Raw genomic sequence first — 16,929 nt, 5'->3', positions numbered from 1 at the left:
CCGCACGCCACAGCGGCATGGTCCCGGCGACCAGGGTCGTCATCCAGCGACCCGAGCGGCCGCTGGATGACGACGCGGATTCACGGCGTGGTCGTGGCGGTGGCGACCACCCCGATGACGAGCACTGGCGGGGTCGACGGTGCGGTCGTCGTCGGGTAGGTCGGCGTCGATGTCGACGTCGTGGGCGGCGGCGGGGGAACTGACGGCGGGGCCGTCGTCTCGGGGATGAGCGACGCCGGCAGCGTCGTGGTCGGACGCCCGTGGGTCGGGTCGGGCTCGGCGACCACGTCGTCGGCGGGCTCAAACTCGGCCTCGTAGTCCTCGCAGTAGGGGACGCTGAAGCCGTCGGCCGCCGCCACGTGGTTGGGAGACAGGATCTCGAGCTCGTAGGTCCCGCTGTACGTGCCGTTGTCCTCGCCGGCGTAGCCGCCGATCCCGCCCCCGCCGGGCGTGGGGGCGAAGTCGCCCCCGGGTTCGGGGCCCTCGACGAACGGCACGTCCACGCTGCGGCTGATCATCGCCACGTTGGTGTCGTCGACGTGCACCTCATAGGTGTTCGACGGCTGGCCGTACGGGTTGACGAACCGGTACTGCACGTCGGTCTCCCTGTTGGTCGAGATCGTCGCCGACAGGTGGAGGGTGCACGGGTCGGCCGGGTCGGGGAGCACGATGAGCGAGGCGTCGGTCACCTCGGCCGGAGCGGCGACGTCGCCGACCGCGGGCGGCAGGTCGCCGACCGGAGCCGGCACCTCGACCGGGACGTACTCGATGCGCAGCGGGATCGATGTTGAGCGCCGCATGAAGTACTCGGCGGAGAAGCCTCCGTCGTAGGCGCACACCACCTCGGCCGACAGCGAGATCGCCGTGTTGAGCTCGTAGGGGATCGCCCTGGCTTCGGCGAACGTCATGCCGTCGTCGACCCGTCGCTGGATCTCGGCCTCGCCGGCGGCGAGCACGTCGTCGACGCTCGGGAAGAAGTCGACCAGCGGGTTCGCCGGATCGAAGGCGTCGGCGATCGGCACGTGGACGGCGACGGTGGTGTCGGGCATCGTGTTGGCGTGCGGCACGTTCACCCGCCGCGGCCAGCCGGTCTCGACCGAACCGTTCCCACCGCTGTTCGGGCCGTCCCCGCTCCAGATGCCGTCGCTGTCCCCGGCGGCCAGGTTGCCGTCGATCGAGATCACGTGCGTCAAGTGGTGGGCGAGCCGGCAGTCGGCCCCGATCTCGGCGGCCACCCAGATCCGCCCATCCACCTGGCTGGTGCCTTCGAGCGTGGTGAACTGGTAGTGGCCGCCGACCTCGGTCTGCACCACACGCAGCACGTTGGCATTGCCCTCGCCCGCGCCTGGCGTGCACGGCAACGCCTGGTCGGCCAGGCAGGTGTCGGCGGCCGGCCCGAAGTGCAGCCAGTCGACGCCGACGTTGTAGGCCGAGGCGTTGCCGGCGGAGGGGGCCAGGCCCGCTGCGCCGAGTGGCAGGGCGATCGCCAGCAGCGGGGCGCTGCGGCGTCGTCGGTGGGTGGATCGTGACATTGGAGCATCCCTTGATCGTCGGGGTTGATGACAGGGGTCCAGATGTCCGAGGCCGCCTGCGCTCGCGCCTTGTCCCGAGAATTTCGGCGGCCGGATGTCACACCACCTGGAGGGCGGGGAAGTCAGGGCCGGGGGCGGACGAGGCGGTGCACGTGATGGTGGGGTGTGTCCGCCGGATTGTCGGGTTCGAGATCGACGGTGGCGACGTGGTCGAACCCGGCCGAGCGCAGCGCCGACCACGAGGCCCGGTTGTCCACATGGACGGGAACGACGAGCTCGGTGACATCGGGATAGGTCGGCCAGACGACCCCGACGAAGGCCCGGATCATCGCCGTGCCGATGCCGCGACCGGTGTCGCCCGGTTCGCCGACGAGATAGTCGATCGTGGCGACGTCGTCGCCGTCGACGAGTTCGCCGAGCTCGTCGGCGTAGTCGGGGTAGTCCCGGAAGTAGGCGAACTGCACGAGGCCGACGGGACGGCCGTCGAGCGACGCGAGGTAGTCGTGGCCCGGCTCGTCGCCGTCGGCGGACGGGCCGAAGTCGGCCTCGACCTCGTCGGGGGTGTGGCCGTGGTGCCACCAACGCTTGACGTGGTCGTACGCCAGCCAACGACCGAGCAGGGCGAAGTCGTCGCGGGCCAGGCGGCGGAACGTGAACCCCACCGGAGTCACGCTGGGGTCGCCTCGCGCCTGGCTCACCAGTAGCCGGCCATCAGCTCACGGGCCCACTCCGGCTCGACCAGGTCGCCGCGGGGACCGAACCCGCTCATGTAGGGCTTGACGTCGAGGATCGGCGTCCCCTCGACCGCGTCGAGGCCGATCACGTCGAGCCCGGTCTCGTCGGCCGCGGCGAGGCGGCAGACCGTGACGCCGATGCGGTTGGGCCGGTCCTTGGCCCGCTGGGCGAGGATCCCCACGTCCGGCCAGTCGAGCCGGCCCCGCGGATGGCGGGAGCCGCGGCACACGGCGTCGGGCGCGACCCGGTCGAACACGTAGATCACCTCGACGTGCGAGAAGCCGTCGAGGCCGGCCGTTGTCGTCGACTCGACGACGGCCGGGTCGAGGACGATGCGGGCCGCCACCTCGCCCCAATCATCGTCTTCGAGGAGGGCTCGCCCGCCGGTGACGTACCCGATCGGCTCCATCTCGAAGTGCACGCTCATCTCCTGTCCATGTCGGTGACGACGCCGGCGACCCGCCCGATCTGCACCTCGGACGAACTCGTCCGCATCTCCAGTCGCCGCTCGATGGGGAACATACTGTCGCAACCGTCGCCAGCAGCGGGTGGAGGCGGTGGTCCGCCATCGAATTTCGATGAGTGGACCTGCTGCACCGGCGGATGGCTGAGTGTCGGCTGTCGGCGCGTGCGGTGATGAGCAACGCCGCCCTGGGCGCGATTTGCGTGGTACGTTCGGCCCGGGAACTCGCCGGCTGGCCGGCGCGCGATGTGGAGGGGCTGTGCGCAACAAGCCGTACGACACGCGTCTGACGTGGAGCGGTCGGAGGATCGGTCGCTCCGCGGCGGCGTCGCTCGGCATCGCGGCCGGCCTCAGCCTGATCGCCGTCGGCGTCGCCGGATCCACAGCGCCACCCGGGCTCACGGAGCCGCCGCCGGGTGGGGAGTCGACGACAACCGTCGAGCCGTCGGCGCCGACGACACCGACCACACCGACGACTCCGACGACTCCAGTCGCGACGATCCCGCCAGCCCCAGAGGACTTCGAACCGGTTGCCACCCTCGCCGGCAATGCCGTGTGCGACCCGGCATCGGGCCGGACCACCGTCACGTGGCGTGTCGTCAACATCCGCAATGTGCCGATCGAGATCGTCTCGTCGTCGGAGCCGGTGACGTTCGACCGGGCAACCGTCGGCCCGTCGGAGACAGCCGTCGGAAGTCTCGAGATCGACGGTCCCAGCTCCGATACGGCGATCACCAACTCCGTCACCGTCTCGGTTGGCGGCGTTCCCATCACCGTGAGCGAGACGGTGTTCGCTGCTGCTTGCACCGGTCCGGCGCTGCCCCCCGAGGTGGCGTTCACGTTCGAGGTCAGCCCGAGCGTGACCACCGCCGCGATTGGCGACACGGTCGACTACGCGTACTGCGGTCGCAACCTCAGCGACATCGACCTCGAGGTGGTGAGGTTGACGGACGACCGGCTCGACGTGCTCTTCGAGCTGCCGGCGACCGTCACGATCGTGCCGCCAGGTGGCACGATCTGCAACGAGGACCTCGGGTTGACCGCGTCCTACCTCGTGGAACCCGCCGACGTCGGCCAGACGATCGTCAACAACGCCCTGGTGACGGTGCGCACGACCGAGGACAGCCCGCGCACCTTCCAGCAGACGGCGACCGCCGAGGTCGAGGTGACATTGGACCTCTTGGCGCTCGACATGTCGTGCGCCGGTGCGCCCGCCGACCAGGTGTGGGTCGGGTCCGTCACGCCCGACGAGCAGATCAGCCTGGGTAGCGGTCGCCACGTCGTGGTGGCCGCCGGGACGTATTCGGGCGGGGTGGACGGCAGCTTCGGCACGATCTGCGTACTCCCGGGCGCATCGTTCAACCCGGCCTACGTCAACGCGCAAGACCTTCACCTGTACGTCTACACCGGCGGATCGGCGCGGATGAACCAGTGGGTCAACGGGACGAGTTCGTCCATCCGTAATGCCGGGCAGTTCACGTTCGCCGGCAACGCCCAGGTGCGGACGCCGGTGACGAACGATGCCGGCGCGACGTTCTCGGCGCCGGCGGGTCTCACGGTGTCGGGGTCGTTCGTCAACGCCGGCACGCTCTCGTCACAACCGTTGGTGGTCGGCTCCGGCGGCGCGTTCGTCAACACCGGCACGGTCGAGGCGAGCGACTTCAACGAGAACGCCAACTCGACGTTCGACAACAGCGGCACGGTGAACGTGGGCGGGCGGGCGGAGCTCAACGGCCAGGTCGCCAACTCCGGGCGGTTCATCGCCGGGGGACTGGTCGAGATCAACGGTTCGGCCTCCGTGATCAACACCTGCCGCATCGAGGGCGGCAGCATGATCAACAACACCGCAGTCACCAACGAGGGCGTCATCCTCACCGGCAGCTCGTTCCGCAACAACAGCGGTGGCCGCTGGACGCAGACCACCTCCGGCTTCACCGGCGGCGACGACTTCTTCTGGAACGACGGGACGATCAGCGGCAGCGGTGGCTTCCGCTTCGGCGGATCGACCACGAACCAGGGCACGTTCAACGGCGCCAGCGCGCAGCAGCCGATCGTCTTCTACGACACCTCGCCGACCGGCAACCAGATCTTCGATCAGGAGTACCGACCGGTCACCAACACCGTGCGCGGCGAAGTCGCCGTGCCTCCGTCGGATGCCTGCAACGCCACCGGGCCCACGGTGCCGACCACGACCACCGCGCCGCCGACGACGTCTACCACCACCACGACGACCGAGCCACCCACGACGACGACGTCCACCACCACGACGACGTCCACCACCACCACGACGACGTCCACCACGACGACCGGGCCACCCACGACGACGACGTCCACGACCGAACCGGCGCCGTTGGACACCCCGGCGCCCAGCGAGCCGACCGAGACCACGGAACCCACTGCGTCGACGGAGCCCGCAGCGCCCACCGAGCCGACCGGCTCGACGCAGCCGAGCGAGTCGACGGAGCCGACGGCGTCGACGGAGCCGACCGAATCGACGGAGCCATCTGAGTCGACGGGGCCGACCCAGCCGACGGAGTCGACCGAGCCGACCGAGTCGACCGTGCCGGCCGAGTCGACCGAGCCAACGGCATCGACCGAGCCAACGGCGTCGACCGAGCCAACGGCGTCGACCGTGCCATCTGAGTCGACGCTGCCGACGGAGTCGACCGAGCCGACGGCGTCGACCGAGCCGACGGCGTCGACCGAGCCGACCGTGCCAACGGAGTCGACCGAGCCAACCGAGTCGACGGCGTCGACCGAGCCGACCGTGCCAACGGAGTCGACCGAGCCAACCGAGTCGACCGTGCCGACCGAGTCGACCGTGCCAACGGAGTCGACCGAGCCAACCGAGTCGACCGTGCCGACCGAGTCGACGCTGCCGACGGAGACGAGCGAGCCGACCGAGTCGACCGTGCCGACCGAGTCGACCGTGCCCACGGAGTCGACCGTGCCGACCGAGTCGACGCTGCCGACAGAGACGAGCGAGCCGACCGAGTCGACCGAGCCCGCGGCGTCGACCGAGCCCACGGCGTCGACCGTGCCGACCGAGTCGACCGAGCCGACCGAGACGACAGAGCCAGCGACCGCCACCAGCACCAGCTCGACGACGTCCACGTCCACGTCCACGTCCACGTCGACGTCGACGTCGACGACCACCTCCACGAGTACGACCACGACGACCAGCACGAGTACGACCACGAGCGCCGCGCCGATCGCGAGCGCTACCACGTCGACCGTTGCGACGACCACGGTGCCCGGTCCGACGACCACGCTGGTGCCACCCCCGCCGGGGATCACGTTCACGTTCACGCTCGAGCCGAGCACGCAGGTCGCCTCGGTGGGCGAGACCATCGAGTACGTCTACTGCGGCGAGAACACCAGCGACGTCCCCCTCGAGGTGATCCGGGTGGACGACGACCGCTTCGGCACGCTGATCCTGCCCGCGGACCGGACCGTCGTCGAGCCGGGCGGGGAGATCTGCAACACCGAGCTCGACCTGCCGGTCAGCCTCGTGGTCGAGGCGGCCGACGAAGGAACGACGATCATCAACCGCGCCATCGCCACGGTACAGACCGTCGATGGCCGCCAGTTCCAATTGAGCGACTCGGCCGAGGTGGAGGTGCCGGCACCGATGCCGCCCACCGGGGCGAGCGGTACGCCGTACATCCTGATGATCGCCGGCAGCGTGCTCGCCGCCGGCTCGGCCCTGCTGGTCATCTCACGCCGCCGACCGGACCCGACCAGCTGACCGAACGCAGGCGCGAGCACGGCGATCGGCGCTTGCGGGTAACAGATGGTGCCAGGCACCATCTGTTACCGCACCGACGTCAGGTGGGGCGGTCGCTGACGGTCTGCGTGGCTTCGGGGACGTCGTTGGTGCGGGCCGAGAGGACCTTGGCGGCGAGGTGGTCGCGGATCGTCAACGGCGCGTAGCGGGGCTGTTCGCCGGGGGCGAGGCACGACGGCAGGCACGACACGACGGTGTCGATGTTGCCGTCGTGGAAGAAGGCCCACGAGCGGCGCAGGGCGGGATCGTCTCCGGTCGCCTGCGGTGGAACCACCCGGTGGAGCGTGGAGCGCCAACGATCGTTCGTCCACACGGCGAGGGCGTCGCCGATGTTCATCACCACGGCGCCGGGATCCGGAGTCACGTCCACCCAGCCGCCGTGCGGCGCGACGATCTGCAGGCCCGGCACGGGGTCGGCGAGGAGGATGGTGAAGATGCCGTAGTCGGTGTGAGCGCCCATGCGCATCTGCCCTTCATCGGGCGGCGGCTCGCCGGCGGCGCGCTCGTAGCGGATGATGCGCATCACGTTGACGGCCCGATCGGTGCGCGGCGGGAAGAAGTCGTCGGGCAGGTCGAGGGCCAACTCGATGACGTCCTCGATGGTCGCCCCCAGCTGCCGGACGGCCGCGAGGTAGGCCTCGACGGCCGGCCGGAAGCCGGCGAGGTCGGGCCAGATGTTGTCCGGGAAGAACTCGGGGTCGCCGCCGGGGACCTCGATCCCCACGTTGAACGCTTCGAACAGATCGGGCGGCCGCGCCTGGCCGAGGCTGTAGGCGAGGCTCTCCGACCGTCGTGCCGCGTAGCCCCGGTTCACTCCGGGGGCCGGAGGTCGCAGAGCCAGCTTGTCGTCGGCGGGAAGCGCGAAGAAGGCGTCCGATGCCGCGCGGAGGCCATCGACCACGTCGTCGGGAAGGCCGTGGCCGACGAGCTGGAGGAAGCCGACCGACTCGCAGGCGGCGCCGAGCTCGGCCGCCACCGCCACCCGGTCGGACGGCGAACCGCCGAACCAGCGTCCGAGGTCGACGGTCGGGATCGCCGCCGGGGTGTGCGAGGACGACGGCGTGCCGAGCACGGAGGTGGCGCCGTCACCCATCACTCAGACCGCCACCTGACGCCCGAACAGCACGTCGCCGAGCCTCGCGCAGATCGCCTGCAACTCGGGCGATTCCAGCAGGTCGGGATGCCGCGGGCGGGGGAGGTCGATGTCGACGATCTCGACGATCCGGCCCGGCCGGTCGGACATCACGGCGACCCGGTCGGCGAGGAACGCCGCCTCGGCGATCGAGTGCGTGACGAGCAGCGTGGTGACGGCACGCTCCGACCAGATGCGCAGCAGCTCGACGTTGAGCCGTCGGCGCGTGATGTCGTCGAGGGCGCCGAACGGCTCGTCGAGCAGGAGCACCTCGGGGTCACCGACGAGTGCCCGGGCGATGGCGACGCGTTGCCGCATTCCGCCCGACAGCTGCGACGGCAGCGCCCGTTCGAAGCCGGTGAGCCCGACGAGGTCGATGAGCGCGGCGACACGGTCGCGATCGCGGATGCCGGCCACCTCGAGCGGGACCCTGATGTTGTCGACGACCGAGCGCCACGGCAACAGCGAGGAGTCCTGGAACGCCACGCCGACGCCGTGGCGGCGCCGCACGTCGCCGGGCGGCGAGCCGTGCACCGTGATGTGGCCCGTGGTCGGCGACTCCAGGCCGGCGGCGATGCGCAGGATCGTCGACTTGCCGCAGCCCGACGGACCGAGCAGGGCGACGAACTCACCGGCCGACGTGCTGAGATCGACGCGGTCGAGGGCGGGCAGCGTCTCGCGTCGCGTGGTGAAGGATTTGGTGACGCCCTCGAGAACCACACCGGACCGTTCGTTCATCATCCTGCTCCCCATCGTTCGAGCACCTGCGCCTCCACGAACGTGACGACGCTGTACAGCACGACCATCGTCGTCGTGCACACCACCACGGCCGCCCACAGTTGCGTGTACTCGAACGTCGTCGTCGAGCGCAGCATGAGGTAGCCGATTCCCGTGCCGCTCGCCAGCCACTCGACGAGCAGGCCGCCGACGATCGACCGCGGGACGGCGACACGCGCTGCGGCCAGCAGTGCTGGGACGGCGGCCGGGAGCTGCGCCTTGCGCAGCGTGGTGAACCGCCGGGCGCCCGACGCGTCGAACACGTCGAGGACGCCGCGCGGCACGTCGCGGATGGCGGTGGCCGTGAGGACGAGGGTCGGGAAGAACGTGACGATGCCGCAGATCACGGCGCTGGTCACCAGCCCCCGGCCGAACACGATGAGCACGATCGGCGTGAACACTCCGAGCGGCACCGACTGCAGGACCACCGCCGCCGGCATCACGGCGTACTGCACGGCGGGAACGGTGACGAAGAGCGTGGTGAGCACGAGCGCGGCCACCGTGCCGGCGACGTAGCCGGTCGCGGCCGAGCCGAGCGTCGAGCGCATCGCGCCGAACACCTCGGAGCGATTGGCTGCGGCGTCGGCGCCGCTCACGAGGAACTGCCACACGTCGCCCGGCGACTTGGCCACCAGCGGGTCGAGGTCGAAGATCTCGATCAGCGCCCACCACGCCGCCACCGCGGCGAGGAGTGAGATCGCCAGACCGCCGACGGCCGCGGCGAGGCGCCTCGGGAGTCCGTGGGGCCGACTGCGCACCTCGCCGGGGACGGCCGCGTCGACCGCGGCGTTGCCGGCCCAGCCCGACGTGAGCTTGCCGGCGAGGGCGGCGGCACCGTATGCCGCGCCGGCCAGGACGGTGGCGGCCAGGCCGAGCGCCCAGGTGCGCGGCACCTGGAGTTGGCTCTGAGCGGTCACCATCGCCGGGCCGAGTCCTTTGGCGCCACCGAGGTACTCGCCGAGGATCGCGCCGAGCACGGCCGCCGGACCGGCGATGCGCAGGCCGGCGAACAGATGGGGCAGCGTGGCGCGCAGCCGCACGATGCGCAGCTGCAGGAGGCGTCCGCCGCCGGACGCCCGGATCACGTCGAGTGCGGCGCCCGGCGCGGCGCGCAAGCCGACGAGGGCGCCGACGAGCGTCGTGAAGAAGACCGTGAGGACCGACACGGCCACCTTGGGGCTGTCCCCGTTGAGCACGACCTGCAGCACGGGACCGATGGCCAGGGCCGGAAGGCAGTAGACGATCGCCGCCATCCTCAGGGCGGCGTGCTCCAGGGCGGGCACGAACGCCACGACGGCGGCGATGGCGATCGCCGCGCCGTTCCCCCACAACCACCCGCGCACGGCGACGCCCGCTGTCGAGCGGGTGTTGGCGACGATCAGTGACCAGTCGTCCACGACCGCGCGCCCGACCGCCAGCGGCGTCGGGAACAAGGCCGGCCGAGCCGTGGCGAGGAGAAGCCACAAGGCGACGAGGGCGAGCGGGCCGGCGACCGTGGCCGCCAGCCGGGCGTCGACCGCCGGCAGCCGGAGGCGTCGCGAGACCGCCGACGAGGCGGAGACCGGGGCGGCGATCGCGTCGGTCATCCGGTGGTGGCGGGGCTCGACGACGGCGAGGCACCGAGTGCGGCCAGCCGGTCGAGCAGGTCGGGCTGCGCGGCGTAGGCGTCGGCGACCATCGAGAGATCGAACAGGTCCTCTGCGGCGATCTCCAGGCCGGACAGGGCGAGCGTGGCGATGTTGCCGTCGATCAGCTCGGGGGTCATCGTCATCAGCCCCGACGCCACCGTGTCGGGCGTGAGGATCAAGCCGTTCTGCGTCTCCGACACCGTGGTCTGCACGGCGAGGTCGAGGCCGAGATCGGGGGCGATCTCCTCGACGACGATGGTCGGCCCCGCCGTCGGGTCCTCGAGCGAGAGGGTCCAACCGGCGAGCTCGGCGCCGAGTACCGCCACGAGATCGTCGCGCCGGTCGGCGATCGACTCGTCGGTGGCGAGGTACACCTGGGCGACGAGCGGGTAGCCGTGATCGGCGAGCAGCATCGTCGTGACGTCGAATCCCGCGGCCGACAGCGTGACCGGCTCGTTGATGACGAACGAGAACCAGCCGTCCACGTCGCCGGTCGTGAGCGGCGTCGGGTCGAACTGCACGGGCACCGCGGTCACCGAGCCGGGATCCACGCCGGACGCGGTCAGGAAGGCGTTCCACACGGTCTCGTTGACGGCCTGCACGCCGATCGTCTTGCCCTCGAGATCGGCCGGCGAAGCGATCGGCGCTTCACTCAACGACGTCACGCAGTACGGGTTCTTCTGGTACAGCGACCCGATGATCTTGACGTCGGCCCCGCCGTTGAGGCGGGCCGCGGCCACCTGGTCGGGCGTGGAGGCGACGCCGACGAAGGCGTTGCCGGTGGCCACGTCCACCGGCGTCGGCGTGGCCGTCGGGCCGCCGGGGATGAGGTTGACGTCGGCGAATCCGGCCGCCGCGTAGGCGCCACTGTCGATCGCCAGGTAGGTGCCGGCGAAGCCGACGCCGGGCGTGTACGACAGCCGGAAGTCGAGGATGCCGCGCTCGGGCGGTGCCGAGGCGCCGACTCGCGCCCAACGCAGGCCGAGCGACGGGGCGAGCAGCGCACCGAGGCCGAGGCCGGCGCCGCCACGGACGAATGCCCGGCGGGAGAACGAGTCGGACATGAGGGCCTCCTGGATCAGGTAAACGGGTGTGGTCGGGGTGGGAGATCGAACGGGAGCGGGATGACGTGGGAGCGGTCAGGCGGCGAGGCCGACGACCTTGTACTCCAAGTAGTCACCCGACACGACGGGCGGATGCAGCGGCGGATGGGCCTCGTCGGTGCACGACGGGAGGCACTCGATGACGGCCGACCAGTTGGGTTGGTGGAAGAACGGCATCGAGATGCGCTCGAGGTGGCGGCGCTCGGGCGGCGGCACGAGGATCCGGTGCTTCGTCGACACCCAGCGGTCGTTGGTCCAGATCGCCATCAGGTCGCCGATGTTGACGACGAAGGAGCCCTCGACGAACGGCACGTCGACCCACTCGCCGGAGCGATCGACCACCTGGAGCCCGCCGGCCTCGTCCTGGTAGAGGATCGTCATCGTGCCCGAGTCGGTGTGGGGGAACTTGCGGTACTGGCCCTCGACCGGCTCGGTCGTGACCGGCGGGTAGAAGTTGGCGCACAGGTTGGTGAGGTGGTCGTCGACCATCGGGTCGAAAAAGTGCTCGTCGAGCCCGAGCCCGAGGGCGAAGAAGCGCATCAGCTCACCCGAGAGGTTCTCGAGGGCGCCGTAGAAATCGAGCCACGCCGGGCGGAAGCCCTCGAGCCCAGGGTTGGTCGGCCACCGGTTGGGGCGGGACCACACGTCGTAGCCCGAGCCGAGCTCGGCCTCGTCGGCCACGCCGGGCTCGCCGAGGCGGTTCATCGTGAACAGCTCGCAGAGGTCGGGCGGCGCCGACAGGCGGGTCGCGCCGGCGTCCTGGCTGGCGCCGCCGTCGGTCGTGCCCGGTCGTCCTTCGTGGAACAGCCGCAGGCCGCGCAGGGTGATGTCACCCTTCGGCGCCACGAGGTCGCGCCGCTCGTCGAGCGGCACGTGGAAGAACTGGCGCGTCACGTCGAGGACCCGCTCGATGAGCTGGGGGTCGATCCCGTGTCCGGCGACGAGGAAGAAGCCGGATTCGCGGCACGCCGTGTCGAGGGCGGCACCGACGGCGGCACGGGCCTCGGGATCGCCGCCCAGCGCGGCCGAAAGGTCGATCAGCGGCACGTAGCCGTCGATGAGAACGGGGCTGGCCAGTGGGGAGCGAGTCGTCACGCCATAAGTGTGAGCTATGAGCTGGCGATCTTGGTTTCCGCCGTGTGAACGCTGTCGCGCCATCGCGTTTCATCGTGGCGTCGGTCGGGCGTCAGCTCGGTAAGACCTCGGCAAGACGTGGCAGATCGGCGACCTCCGCGGGCAGCGGTCAGAAAGCGTCGAGATGGGACGTCGGAATTGCTCAGATCAATGCACCGACGATCCCGCCAGGTGTAGATTCCCCCCATCGTCGACGTCGCCTCCACCCACGCATCGGGCTCGGCCCGCTCCGACGACGCCGCCGACGGCGCTTCGGACATCGAGCTGTCGATCGGCGCGGCGATCCGGGCCCGCCGGCAGTCGGCCGGGTTGTCGGCGACGGCGCTGGCCGAGCGGGCGGGCGTCAGCCAGCCCTACATCAGCCAGCTCGAGAGCGGCAAGGCGTCACCGAGCATCAACACGCTGTACCGGGTCGCCAACGCCCTCGGCGTGACGCCCCAGGACCTGCTTCCCGACGGCGACGACACCACGGTCGTGATCCGCGCCGGGCAGGGTGCGGCCCGCCCGATCGAGGACCGGCCCGACGCCGCCCTCGCCCGCTTCCTCGTCGGATCGCCCGACTCGATCCTGCAGATCCAGGAGGTCACCGTCGACCCCGACCAGGACCTCGGCGGCTACTTCGATCACGACGGCGAGGAGTTCGTCCACGTGCTCGACGGGGCGATCAGCGTTCGGCTGCAGGGTCGGTCGCCGATCGACCTCGGCCACGGCGACGCCGTCTGGTACCAGGCGACCACTCCTCATCAGTGGGTCCGAACGGGCGACTCACCGGCCCGTCTCCTCGTGGTCAGCGCCGCCGTCCCCCGCCCGCGCACCCACGGCTGACTGGTCCCCGAGATAGTGCCAGGCACTATCTCGGGGCGTCACCGCGCCCGATAGCGCGGGTGGCCCGGGAAAGCAGTTGGTGAAAGTTCAGGGTCCCACCCTGACGACCCGGGTGGTCGGTCTCTTCATGATCGGGTCCCGTGGGCAGCCGCCCACGGAGCCGCCGGTCATCGTCAACCCGACGGTGCCCGAGTCGACCGACGCTCCCGAGCCGACCGACCCCGGGGATCTCGAGAACCCGGAGATCCCGGAGGTGACCGAGCCGCCGGCGCCCGAGGTGACCGAGCCGGCACCGGAGGAACCCCAGTTCACGGCGCCGCCCTTCGTACCGCCCCGGTTCACGCTCGATGCCGACGTCGATTGTGCCGGCCCGCGGGTCACCTTCTCGTACGACGACCTCGTCGACGGCCACGTGCCCCAGACCGTCCACGAGTTGGTGGGCAGCGGTGGCCATGGAGACTTCGGGTGGATCTCCACCGAGGTGCACCAGGTCAACGGCGACTACTTCAACAGCCACACCTTCCCCATGGCCGGACAGAGCATCCCGTCCAACCGCTTCTACGAGTACATCGTCACGATCTCCTACGAGGACGGTGTCGAGCTGATGGACGGCCTGACCGTCAACCTGAACGATGTCTGCCCTGCGCAGGCCACGGGGCCGCAGGTGCTCAGCGGTACGCTGCCGGAGACCGGTGCCAACGCCACGACGTGGGTCATCGGCACGATCGCCGCGCTGCTGCTCGGTGCCGGGGCGACGTTCATGGTCGGTACCCGCCGCTCGGGAACCTCCTGAAACCGTCCTTCGGAACGCGGAGGCGATCCCGAGGGCGACCGACCGTCGGTGATCGTCACGCAGGACGTCCGGCGTCGAGTCGCCGAATTCTCGAGAAGGCCCGTCACCGGTAGCGATCTCGGCACTTTCTCCGGTGTGACATGCGACGACACCGACCATGGGCGACCGTCCGGAGGCGGTGACCACGGCCCGCGTCAACGATCGAGCGCTTCGATTGGTCTGCTCGAACGACAGGAGGAACAGGCGACGCTCGTCGCCCTGCTCGACCACACGCGGGCCGGCAGGGGTGGTGTCGCCGTGATCGAGGGGCCACGCGGGATCGGCAAGTCGAGCCTCCTGACCGACGTCCGGGCGCGTGCCGACGGCCGTGGCGTGAGCGTCGGCATGGGGTCGGGAGGCACGCTCGTGCAGGACGTCGCGTTCGACGTCCTGCGCCAGATGTTCCAGCCGCTGATCGACGCCGCCGGTGACAACGACGAGCTGTTCAACGGTGGTGCGGCGGAAGCGGCTCCGGTGTTCGGCCGAGCACCCGTCGACGGGGCGTCGGAACCGGCGCCCGGCGCGGTGGTCCACGGTCTGCATTGGCTGACCGTCAGCCTCATGGAGCGACTCGGGCCACTCGTGCTCATCTGCGACGACGGCCACTGCACCGACGTCGCGACCCTGCGGTTCCTCGCCTACCTCGCCCGCCGCGTCGACGACCTCCCGGTCGCCGTGGTGATCGGTACCCGGCCGATGCGGGAGGATCTCAGCGGCGAGATCCTCCTGCGGCTGGTGGCCCAACACCCCGTCCGGCGGCTGCGACCCAAGCCCCTCAGCAGCGATGCCGTCGAGCGCCTCGTCCGTCGCTCCGTGTCCGACGCGGCACCGTCGTTCTGCCGGGCGGTAGTGGACGCAACACGAGGCAACCCGTTCCTCGTGACCGAGGTCGTGCGGGCTGCTCGTGTGGACGGACCGTCGGAGGGGCTGTTGTCACCCGGCGAACTCGTCAAGCTGGATGTCGCCGACACGGTGCAAACGCGGATCGACCTGCTGCCGGGGCCGGCGCTCGATGTCGCTCGCGCCGTGGCGATCCTCGGCCCCGAAGCCCACCCGCGGCACATTGCCGCGATGACCGGCCTGTCCGTCGACGACGTCGGTGCGGTCGCCGATCAGCTGCTGCGCCTCGAGGTGCTCGGACCTGAACGCCCACTCTCGTTCGTGCATCCGCTGGTCGAGGCGGCGGTCGCTGGGCCGCTGCGGCCGAGCCAACGGTCGGTGCTGCACCGCGAGGCGGTCCGTCTCCTCACCGCCGAGGCCCTTCCGGTCATCCGAGTCGCCCCGCACATCGTGTCGGTCGAGCCCGCCGGTGATCCCGAGATGGTCGCCATCCTCACGCGCTCGGCGCAGATCGCCCTGGCCCAGGGAGCGACCGAGCTCGCCGTGCACCAGCTCCGTCGAGCGTTGGCGGAGCCACCGGCACCCGACCAGCGGCGGGCGGTTCTGCTCGCGCTGGCGGTGGGGGAATCGGTCGTCAACGACCCGTCCGCCATCGACCACTTCGGCGAGGCGGCCGACGCCATCGCCGACCCGGCCCTCCGCCTCACGTTGGTGACCGCGCAGGCGATCGCGATGAGCGTGGCCGGGCGGTCGGCCGCCGGCGTCGAGACGCTGCGTGCCTTCGCGGCGGAGACGCCGCTCCCCGGTGTGGTGCACGCGGAGGTGCTCGCCGGCCTGACGTTCGCCGCCTGGGTGGGATCGGTCGACCCGCCGGTCCTGAGGCGGTGCATCGCCGACCTTCGAGCTGCGATCGATCTCGCCGGCGACCTCGACGGCTTCCCGGCGCTCGTCCTCGCGGTCCGGGCGCTCGCCGGCGCGCTGTCGGGTGAGCCCCAGGAACTCGTGGGACCGGCGCTCGACTCCTCGCTCGCGAACGCCAGCCCGCAGGAGCCGATGCACTCGCTCTGGATGTACGTCAATCTGGAGACGATGCTGATCCTCGATCGCGATCGGCCGGCCGCCGTGGCGATCGAGCGCTGGCTCACTCCGGCGCGCCGGTCAGGGTCACCGGCGCAGGTGAGTGCGTTGCTGTACCAACGGGCGGCGATTGCCTTCCGCGCCGGCGCGCTGGGCGAGGCCGAGGAGGACGCAGCGGCGGCCTTGGAGATCTGCTCGGGCTACGGCCTGCGGTACGTCCTGCCGGCGCCACTGTCGCTGCTCGTCGACATCGCCCGTGAGGGCGGCGATCTCGACCGTGCACAACAGCTGCTACGCACTCACGACGCCGAGACGCGTCCGGCGGAGTGCCTCTTCGACCAGCTGCTCATCGCGGCGCGCGCCCGGGTGCACGCCGCTCGAGGTCACTGGGACCGTGCGATCGGTGAGCTCGAGCGCGGATGGGCCGGCGCCAGCGACTGCGGCTGCGCGTCGCCCGGCTACTTGGCCTGGGAAGGGGAACTGGCCGGCGTCCTGGCCGCGGCGGGACGGCCGAAGGAGGCGGTACCGCTGGCGGAATCGGCGATCGCCCGGGCCGCCGCCCTCGGCCTCGTCCGAGCCAGGGCGTTGGCGCTGCGTGCGCTGGCCCTCGCCGAACCCGCTGGGGCCCACGAGGGGTTGGCCGAGGCCACCCGGATCTTCGATGCCCTGGGTGCACGGCTCGAGGTCGCCCGGACGGGCGTGGTGGCGCTGGCCGCGCACGACCGAGGTGGCCCTCGACCGGATGCCGCGCAGCTCGGCCACGCACTCTGGTTGGCCGAGGAATGCGGTGCCACGGCCGTGCGCGACCAGCTCCGGCGCGAGACCCGTGCCCTCGGCCTGCGCTCCAAGGTCCGGCCGGTGTCCGGCGTGGGTGCCCTCACGGCGAGCGAACGCCGCGTGGCATCGCTGGCCAAGGCGGGCCTGACGAACAAGGGCGTGGCTCAGGAGCTGTTTATCTCGGTGAAGACCGTCGAGACCCACCTGGCGCGTGTGTTCCGGATGCTCGGGGTGTCGTCCCGCGCGGAGCTCCGGCGTTCGGCAGCCGAGCTCCATTGACGAACTGT

12 protein-coding genes are annotated in these 16,929 nt (G+C 70.9%); 4 read left to right on the top strand and 8 right to left on the bottom strand.

Going from position 1 to position 16,929, the window contains the following annotated elements:
- Nucleotides 1-80: 80 nt before the first annotated feature.
- The 3 genes from DN771_RS10960 to DN771_RS10950 form a co-directional block, all read right to left on the bottom strand.
- Nucleotides 81-1,532 carry a hypothetical protein gene (locus DN771_RS10960; protein ID WP_116997407.1) on the bottom strand — a complete coding sequence of 484 codons (1,452 nt, stop codon included), beginning with the start codon at nucleotides 1,530-1,532 and terminating at the stop codon, nucleotides 81-83.
- A gap of 122 nt (nucleotides 1,533-1,654) precedes the next feature.
- Nucleotides 1,655-2,194 (bottom strand): GNAT family N-acetyltransferase, encoded by a 540-nt coding sequence (locus DN771_RS10955; protein ID WP_116997406.1) that lies wholly within the window; start codon nucleotides 2,192-2,194, stop codon nucleotides 1,655-1,657.
- A 32-nt stretch (nucleotides 2,195-2,226) separates the two neighbouring features.
- Nucleotides 2,227-2,688, bottom strand: coding sequence for an SAM-dependent methyltransferase (locus DN771_RS10950; RefSeq protein WP_116997487.1), 462 nt, complete (start codon nucleotides 2,686-2,688; stop codon nucleotides 2,227-2,229).
- Nucleotides 2,689-2,989: 301 nt separating this feature from the next.
- Here DN771_RS10950 and DN771_RS30390 point away from each other — a divergent pair, with 301 nt between their 5' ends.
- Complete coding sequence (locus DN771_RS30390) at nucleotides 2,990-6,478, top strand: hypothetical protein (RefSeq protein WP_227462309.1); 3,489 nt, start codon at nucleotides 2,990-2,992, stop codon at nucleotides 6,476-6,478.
- 79 nt (nucleotides 6,479-6,557) lie between these two features.
- Here the strand turns inward: DN771_RS30390 and DN771_RS10940 are convergent, their stop codons facing one another.
- From DN771_RS10940 to DN771_RS10920, 5 genes are all read right to left on the bottom strand, one after another.
- Nucleotides 6,558-7,610 carry an isopenicillin N synthase family dioxygenase gene (locus DN771_RS10940; protein ID WP_116997405.1) on the bottom strand — a complete coding sequence of 351 codons (1,053 nt, stop codon included), beginning with the start codon at nucleotides 7,608-7,610 and terminating at the stop codon, nucleotides 6,558-6,560.
- 3 nt (nucleotides 7,611-7,613) lie between these two features.
- Nucleotides 7,614-8,387 carry an ABC transporter ATP-binding protein gene (locus DN771_RS10935; protein ID WP_227462308.1) on the bottom strand — a complete coding sequence of 258 codons (774 nt, stop codon included), beginning with the start codon at nucleotides 8,385-8,387 and terminating at the stop codon, nucleotides 7,614-7,616.
- A complete protein-coding gene (locus tag DN771_RS10930) occupies nucleotides 8,387-10,012 on the bottom strand; it encodes an ABC transporter permease (RefSeq protein WP_116997403.1) in 1,626 nt (541 codons plus the stop codon). Before DN771_RS10930 ends, DN771_RS10935 begins: the two co-directional genes overlap by 1 nt.
- Nucleotides 10,009-11,118, bottom strand: a complete 1,110-nt coding sequence (locus DN771_RS10925) for an ABC transporter substrate-binding protein (RefSeq protein WP_116997402.1) — start codon at nucleotides 11,116-11,118, stop codon at nucleotides 10,009-10,011. Before DN771_RS10925 ends, DN771_RS10930 begins: the two co-directional genes overlap by 4 nt.
- 75 nt (nucleotides 11,119-11,193) lie before the next feature.
- On the bottom strand, nucleotides 11,194-12,252 hold the full coding sequence (locus DN771_RS10920) for an isopenicillin N synthase family dioxygenase (protein ID WP_205528536.1): 1,059 nt from the start codon (nucleotides 12,250-12,252) through the stop codon (nucleotides 11,194-11,196).
- A gap of 216 nt (nucleotides 12,253-12,468) precedes the next feature.
- Here DN771_RS10920 and DN771_RS10915 point away from each other — a divergent pair, with 216 nt between their 5' ends.
- The 3 genes from DN771_RS10915 (at nucleotide 12,469) to DN771_RS10905 (ending at nucleotide 16,921) form a co-directional block, all read left to right on the top strand.
- Nucleotides 12,469-13,116, top strand: coding sequence for a helix-turn-helix domain-containing protein (locus DN771_RS10915; RefSeq protein WP_321196052.1), 648 nt, complete (start codon nucleotides 12,469-12,471; stop codon nucleotides 13,114-13,116).
- A gap of 127 nt (nucleotides 13,117-13,243) precedes the next feature.
- The gene (locus DN771_RS10910) at nucleotides 13,244-13,909 is read left to right on the top strand and encodes an LPXTG cell wall anchor domain-containing protein (RefSeq protein ID WP_162941804.1); all 666 of its coding nucleotides are present in this window, start codon (nucleotides 13,244-13,246) and stop codon (nucleotides 13,907-13,909) included.
- A gap of 135 nt (nucleotides 13,910-14,044) precedes the next feature.
- The gene (locus DN771_RS10905) at nucleotides 14,045-16,921 is read left to right on the top strand and encodes a helix-turn-helix transcriptional regulator (protein ID WP_162941803.1); all 2,877 of its coding nucleotides are present in this window, start codon (nucleotides 14,045-14,047) and stop codon (nucleotides 16,919-16,921) included.
- The last annotated feature ends 8 nt before the right edge of the window (nucleotides 16,922-16,929 follow it).

The organism is Desertimonas flava, from assembly GCF_003426815.1.
Taxonomy (GTDB): Bacteria; Actinomycetota; Acidimicrobiia; order Acidimicrobiales; family Ilumatobacteraceae; genus Desertimonas; species Desertimonas flava.
The sequence above is the reverse complement of the archived record's forward strand: the minus strand, read 5'-3'. Positions and strand labels throughout refer to the sequence as shown.

Coding starts and splice junctions, on each gene's coding strand:
- DN771_RS10960 (WP_116997407.1), bottom strand. CDS start 1,532: ATGTCACGATCCACCCACCGACGACGCCGCAGCGCCCCGCTGCTGGCG.
- DN771_RS10940 (WP_116997405.1), bottom strand. CDS start 7,610: ATGGGTGACGGCGCCACCTCCGTGCTCGGCACGCCGTCGTCCTCGCAC.
- DN771_RS10935 (WP_227462308.1), bottom strand. CDS start 8,387: ATGAACGAACGGTCCGGTGTGGTTCTCGAGGGCGTCACCAAATCCTTC.
- DN771_RS10930 (WP_116997403.1), bottom strand. CDS start 10,012: ATGACCGACGCGATCGCCGCCCCGGTCTCCGCCTCGTCGGCGGTCTCG.
- DN771_RS10925 (WP_116997402.1), bottom strand. CDS start 11,118: ATGTCCGACTCGTTCTCCCGCCGGGCATTCGTCCGTGGCGGCGCCGGC.
- DN771_RS10910 (WP_162941804.1), top strand. CDS start 13,244: ATGATCGGGTCCCGTGGGCAGCCGCCCACGGAGCCGCCGGTCATCGTC.